Here is a 6,674-nt window from a genome sequence, read left to right on the forward strand (position 1 = left end):
GAAATCAATGCTGTAGTTTCTAGTTTATAGCCCGAACATCCCTGTCCGGGCTTTTTTTATGATTTTTCACGTTCCACGCTTAATAAGTAAGCAATGTTCCACACTTTTGTTTAGCTAAAAATAACAATAAAACCTTACTCATCTGTAAAAACTGCCCGAGCTAAACGGCCCAATAATCCCCTTTTTTTAGGTTCCGGTTCAACGTGTTCAGGAATAGGTATACGCTTGTTGTCTTCCCCAAAAGTAGTCAATGCGTCATAGTTCGACTCAATCTCTGGCCGAGGATCTGTTGCTATATTTAGATTAGTAGATTCATTTAGCTTACTAGTATTTTCTTGTTTTGGCTGTTCTAACGTGCCTTTAAACTCAATTCTATGAGTGAGATCTTCAATATGTTGCATCAAAGACTTTTCTCTTTGATTTGCTAAATCTAACTGATTTTTGAGTAAAGAAATTTGATCTTTTAATACATTTTCAATTTCAGACTGAACGTGTACCTGTACATCCTTCTGGACTTGTTCAGTACGTGTACTGGACTGAACACTGACTGGATTGCCATAAACTCTGATAAGTTCCGATAAGTCTATAAGTCCATCATGATCTCTTGATAATTCACCACTTTTTATAGATTCATAGATTGTTGTTCTTGATTTTTTAAAAGCTTTACTTGCGTCCATTATGCTAAATTTTGTTTTGTTCAATGTAATCCCTCAGCGCGTGTTTAAGCATGTTCATCTGAACATCTTAGCTGAACATATATCTTATTTTGAATTAAATCGTACTTTTCTAGGTATAGCAGCAATTTTTCAAACTTTTTGTTCAATAGTAAAGTCGATATTGAATTCTGCTAGTTTTTCAATCCATCTATTACCTTCGTTATTTTTAAAATCAATTTTTATTCTTTCTACTAATTCGTCTGTAGTCTCACCAGATTCTTTGAATCTCAAGCTCAATTCTTCACTTTGAATTATCGTTAAATAAACCATTTTTGCAGTTATTTTATTTTGCTCTTGGTTACTACCAGTTTCACTTTGTTGATTAGCTCCAATAGTTTTCTTTTTTCTAACTATAAAATTAACATGACTAGCTTTGCGTCCTTCTTTCTTGACTGCTTTAAACTCAATAGTAAGTTCTGTTTTAGAGTTAATGTCATCAATGTGGGGTTTAAGAATAGTACTTTTGAAATCTCTATATTCTGGGTATGAATTTTCTGCTAGACCTAAAGCACTTTTTAATTCTTTGATGGATACATCGAAATTAGACCGAAATTCATTTTGTACCAAGAATGGGTAAAGTTTTAAACCGTGACCATGTAAGGCAACAGCCGATTTAACTTTAAATTTTGTATACGAATTTTGTTTATTAAAAACATACATAATGTATAGGGCAAAATGCGTGAAAGAAATATAAAAACATCCATCCTTGTATGAGCATGTACTAATGAGTCTTGTTCGAATATCTCGATCTTTTCCAGGATGATAAAAAACTACACTGTGGTCGTAGAGAGCATCTACTACTCGGTTTAAGGCTACATAAGCACTGCTTGGCTTTAAGCCCGTCAATTCAGCATATTCTTTAGCTGTTACAGTGAATTCTGTTGTTTCATTGGGATCTGATGCTAGCCGAACTTTAGGGCTAAAAAAGAATAGCAATTTTAGAATATCGTCTTTTGGTGATTTCTCATGCTTCAATTGCCAGAAAATATTTTGAAAGACAGCATAGTCTTTTGGATAACGTTTGGCAGGTGCTGAAAGAGGAAAAAGAGATTTGTCATGTTCCTCAAAATTTTTAATTTTCTTTAATGATACAGCCATCTAAAATCACTATTCTTCTATTATGTGGTGGTATTTTCAATGCTACTTACCCCCACTTATTAAGTCAAGCATATCTTGATTACCACCTAACATTTCGCCCCCACTAACCTAACATTTCGCCCCCACTTAAAGTCAAAAACCTAACATTTCGCCCCCACTTAAAGTCAAAAACCTAACATTTCGCCCCCACTTTAGTGTCTGAAACACTGATATAGCAATACATTGAGACTGGCCGTAAAGCTTTTTAAAAGCTTTTTAAAAGCTATTAAAAGCTTTTAATAAAGCTTTTAAAATTAGTAAATGAAAAAATAAATGAAAAATTGCCCTTGGTTTTCGCTACGCTCAAACTCTATTGAATCTCGCTTTCGCTCGATTCGTGGGGCAATTTTTAGTTAATATTCTTGTTACTTTAAGAAAAGGCAAAAGCAACTCGGAATTCGCTTCGCTCATAAGTTTTTTATGCTCGCTTCGCTCGGTCTAGGTGCAAAGATCAGCATGTGATCTACTTTCAATTTGTTGAAGCAAATATTTTAAAAAGCAGTTTTTCAGGGAGTCTAGGCGCAAATTTTCGTTGTGTCGCTCGTAGACACTCGCTAAAGAGGATCTGAGATGAGCAAAGATAAAAAAGATGAAGATTTGGTTTCTCTCTCGATGAAGAACTTCAACAAACCACGATGGTTTAGAGCCAATGAAGATGGTGTCTTTTGTGAAGTAACTTGGGAGGAGTTCTTTAAAAACCATGATGACCCAACAGGGTTAGAAGATTTTATGACAGATCGAGAGCAAGATACACCAAGAGATGTGGATTTATAGCGCATGGTTTGCTGTATTTGGCGTTTTATTGGTCATTCCTATTCTACCTATAGGTTTTAGTTTAAAGTGCCTTAAAACGCAAATGGTGAGCATTTAGACAACCCACCTCGTTTCGATATTCTGTTGGCAAGAATATCCGAGGGGGTCTAAAAAATGCTTATAACGTATGCACCGTAAAATTTTGTCGAAGTGCCGATTGCCAACCAACCAACACCAAACTTTAAAACGCTAATTTTATTCATAAAATCAGAAAATATTTATCCTATGGTGGATAACAACCTCGAAAAACTATGTCTTCAGAAGTTTAGTTTAGTCCGAGCGACCAACTCGAACAGCAGGGGAGACCAATCCCCATTTAACCTTTTTGATTTCCCTGTGACATTAAATTCACAGCCTTCAAGCACTTTTACCATGCAAGAAGTAACACACTCAACTACAGTCCCCTGTAGCCTCAACATCACTCTTTCGCAAAACCACGATTCCCTTAACAAGCCATTTCTGACAACGGTAGCTATGGTCTTTTCCCAACTTTAGAGAGCTTAAATACTTTCAAAGAAACTATTTAAGCCTGCTCTAAAGAAACGTCCTATTCATTCACTTACTTAATGAATATTCCAATCCGATTAATAAATCTCCTGTGATTATAGATCCCTATCTATTTCACAAAAGACGAGCAAACTATTCAGACGTTTAACGGTACAACTTCGGCAAAAACAACTTACCTTATATGCGCTACTAAAGATCGCTCCAACACATCTATGCCGATAACTTAAAATAAGTTATTCAAATACTTAGGTGACAAAACCTAATGACATAAAAGTGCGTCCCAAGTTATCTTTTGAAGTCTTAACAAGCAGTACGCCCATCCACTAATTTTCTAAACCTTTTCCTTGCTTTTCGGTACGCAGTTCCAAAATACCGATTCCGCAGCTTAAAAAATATCATCATGGGTAGAACACTTACTTAGCACAGTCGATGAGGATCTCTCCCCACCTTTAACACGTTTAAGCTATACATCGACCTTTCGAGCCAAAATGGAATGTCATCACGACAAATTCACCACCTGACCCAAAAGTGCCACTCTCGCCAGCTTTCACCTTGATCGCCTGTACCCTCTCGAATACCGCAGAAGCCATCGTGTGTGCCACGCACCTCGCCAAACCATAAAGATTCAGCGAAGAACGGTAGTTATTAACGCTACTCTCCATCTATGGATTTCACTCACTATTTCTTCAAAAGCAGGATTTCAGCCCTTTCAGCCTAGAATGGGGTTTAACCCATTCGCCACCTTTCGGTGATTCCGTTTCCTTGTCGCCCAACTTCAAGAACCAACAATGAAGTGGATTGAGTAGAATTTGAGGGTAGGCAAAAGCCACCCCTCATCAGCCCTCATCAAAGCGTACCGAGCTACGTTTCCGCAGCAGTCCGCTTCGTCAAGCAGTTTTCAGGCTGTCAACCTTTCCACTGTGAGCTGTTGAAAATCAAAATTTTTAGTGTGCCTAACGGCACACTAAAAAACGGTTAGGTCTTTTAGGTGCGTTGGTCAGACACACTTCACAACTGATGAGAAAATCATAATGCACAAAAAATATGCTGTCTAGGTGCGTTCGCATGGAACTACTTATTACCCTCTTACAAACACCGTCTAGAAGTCCTTAAAACTTGCTTCGCAAGTTCACCATAGCTTCGCTATGGAAAAAGCAAAAAACAGCTAAAAACCAAAAATCCTTTTACTCGATTACAATGCTAGTTTTTGATCAAAAAACAGCGTATTTTGTGAATTAACCCTTGATAACAATGATTGGAAATATTTTGGATGATAATTTTTAGTCCACACACAAAATTTACAATGCAACGGCTCGCTGACCATGTTGCCAATGGCGCATATTTTTATTTCAGCTTTGAGTACGACAGTTCTAAGAAATCCATTGAATCCGTTTTGGATAAGATGACAGAGCGTTATGAGTTGGGTATTTCACCAAGACAGCGTTCTTACCGCCTAGAAAAGGGTCATCCTATTTGCACGATGATCGTGCAAAGAGATGTCTTTAATGAAAATAAATGGTTTCTGTATTGCTTATTCACTACGCCTACAAGTAGAGATTTCAATACTTTCAACGGTATTGAGATTAATAAACTTGCCAAAGAGTCGGAGCGTTTGAAGATTCAGACTCTTAAAGAGAAGTACAAAGGCTTTAAGTGGGATCTTGATTCGATCTCAGCAGAAAAGACCTTGATTGCAGACTACTTCAAAGATAATGAGCCAAAACAATTTGTCTTAAAAAATCCAATTGCTGTCAAACCTACTGCCCTGGTGACTATGGAGCTTTTTAGAGATACGCATAAGACTTATAAACAGCTCATCTTGGGTGATGAAAAAGACTACAAAGACAGAGTAAGGGCTTATACGTGGACTTGGCGATATACAAAGCAAAGTATTGAAAAAATTAAAACTAAATTTACTGATTCTATTAATAAATTGGCTAGTCAAAAAAATAGTTCTCTAGCAGAGAAGAACCGAGCCGACATTAAAAATCTATTCCTGATGGTTGAAACATGGTCTGTTTTCAAAGCAAGCCGTTCCCAAGCAGGGCAGATTATCCATTTTGCACAGCGTTTTTTAAAGTACAGGTCTAAGAAGCAGAAAACATGGATGCAGATGGAAATTGCTACACCACACTTGACCTATCTACCCCGATTGCCGACCTATGCGGATACGATCCATGAATATAATTACAGACGTAATCTTTTTGATGAATATGGTGTGGAAGTGCCTTTGAAACTCATTAAAGACTACTATGGTGGTGGCTATTACAACATACCGATTCAAGCCTATGTAGCTAAAGAATTAGAAATGCGTGAGAATGGCAAAGCCATTGCTCAAAAAGCGGATGAGCTTTACTTACAAGTGCTTGAAAATGAGTAAATCCGCTAAGAGAAGCTATTAAATACGGACTTTGAATAGGTTCTAACATGCAATGTTATTCCTAAGTAGAAATGTCCTACCTTAAAACCAAATAGAAATGTCCTATACCGACATTTCCAAGTCAAGCACAGGATTCAGATTTCGTTTTTGAATTGCTGTTTTCTGTGCACGTCTACGTGGCATAGCTTGAGAACGATTCCGTTTGTTTTGCTGTTCTAATTCTTCATGCTGTTGTTGAATATGGGCCAATACAGAACCCAAACGTTTATTCTCAACAATCTCTCGCTGGTTCAGCTGGCTTAATTTGTCGAAGATGCTGTAATTGATTTTTCTACCCTGATATTCAATTGCAACTGTACCATCCGGGTATTCAAGGAACTCAAGATACTTGCCAATCAATCTTTGGTTTTCTTCCGTGTTTTCCAGGAGATATACGCATTTATCATAAGTAATGGTCAGGCTGTTCGTGACTCTGCGGGGTTCACGCCAGGTAAAAATATCATCTAATTCTTCGGCTGTTTCAGTGACAGTCCGGTGTAGATCCTTGGGATTAAAGGCCATCTTGGCAAACTTCTGATTGAATTGCTCAATGAAGCAGGGTAGCCAGGCATTCGCTTGTTCAATCGAACAGATGCCTTCCAGGCGCATTTCTTTGATCAGACGGTCCTGAAGCGTTCTATTGGCTCGTTCTACACGGCCTTTGGCCTGTGGTGAATTAGCGAAGATGATATCGATATTGAGGGTACTGAGCACGCGTCCAAACTGGGTAATCTTGGTGTCTTTCTTACTGCTTTGATTCACCCTAAAGACTGAATGTTTGTCGCTGTAAAACGCTAAAGGCTTACCGTGCTGTTCGACATACAGGCGTGTCGAAATCATATAGTCAAAGGCTGATTCTGATTCACAGAAGCGTAAATGCTGCAATTTGCCTGTGGCATCATCGATAAATACCAGCAGACAGCATTTAGCAGCGCGTCCTTCAAACCAGTCATGGTGTGAGCCATCAATTTGGATCAGTTCACCATAACAGTCCCGGTTATAACGAGGCTGATACGGGCGTTTCAGGCGTTTGGAGCGAGGAATCCATAAATTAGCTGCAATCATCCAGGAACGTAGTGTTT

Annotated in this window: 5 protein-coding genes; 2 read left to right on the forward strand and 3 right to left on the reverse strand. The window is 38.1% G+C overall.

The features are described from left to right. Positions 1–134 precede the first annotated feature (134 nt). Together FTV38_RS16135 and FTV38_RS16140 are read right to left on the reverse strand one after the other, a co-directional pair. Positions 135–701: a plasmid replication DNA-binding protein gene (locus FTV38_RS16135; protein WP_225531289.1), complete on the reverse strand. Its 567-nt coding sequence runs from the start codon at positions 699–701 to the stop codon at positions 135–137. 105 nt (positions 702–806) lie between these two features. Next, entirely contained in the window at positions 807–1,814 is a 1,008-nt protein-coding gene (locus FTV38_RS16140) for a replication initiation protein (protein ID WP_004967300.1), read from the reverse strand. A 609-nt stretch (positions 1,815–2,423) separates the two neighbouring features. Between FTV38_RS16140 and FTV38_RS16145 the strand changes: the two genes are divergently transcribed. Together FTV38_RS16145 and FTV38_RS16150 are read left to right on the forward strand one after the other, a co-directional pair. Beyond that, a complete protein-coding gene (locus FTV38_RS16145; protein WP_004968112.1) occupies positions 2,424–2,627 on the forward strand; it encodes a hypothetical protein in 204 nt (67 codons plus the stop codon). Positions 2,628–4,476: 1,849 nt separating this feature from the next. After that, on the forward strand, positions 4,477–5,553 hold the full coding sequence (locus FTV38_RS16150) for a hypothetical protein (RefSeq protein ID WP_225531288.1): 1,077 nt from the start codon (positions 4,477–4,479) through the stop codon (positions 5,551–5,553). Positions 5,554–5,655: 102 nt separating this feature from the next. On the opposite strand, the gene FTV38_RS16155 is transcribed toward FTV38_RS16150, so the two are convergent. Further along, a partial coding sequence (locus FTV38_RS16155) for an ISNCY family transposase (RefSeq protein WP_180022982.1) occupies positions 5,656–6,674 on the reverse strand: 1,019 nt, incomplete at its 5' end.

The organism is Acinetobacter sp. YH16044, assembly GCF_013417145.1.
GTDB lineage: Bacteria > Pseudomonadota > Gammaproteobacteria > Pseudomonadales > Moraxellaceae > Acinetobacter > Acinetobacter amyesii.

Bases quoted from the DNA above. Each gene is read 5' to 3' on its own strand.
- FTV38_RS16140 (WP_004967300.1), bottom strand. From the start codon at position 1,814: ATGGCTGTATCATTAAAGAAAATTAAAAATTTTGAGGAACATGACAAA.
- FTV38_RS16145 (WP_004968112.1), top strand. From the start codon at position 2,424: ATGAGCAAAGATAAAAAAGATGAAGATTTGGTTTCTCTCTCGATGAAG.
- FTV38_RS16150 (WP_225531288.1), top strand. From the start codon at position 4,477: ATGCAACGGCTCGCTGACCATGTTGCCAATGGCGCATATTTTTATTTC.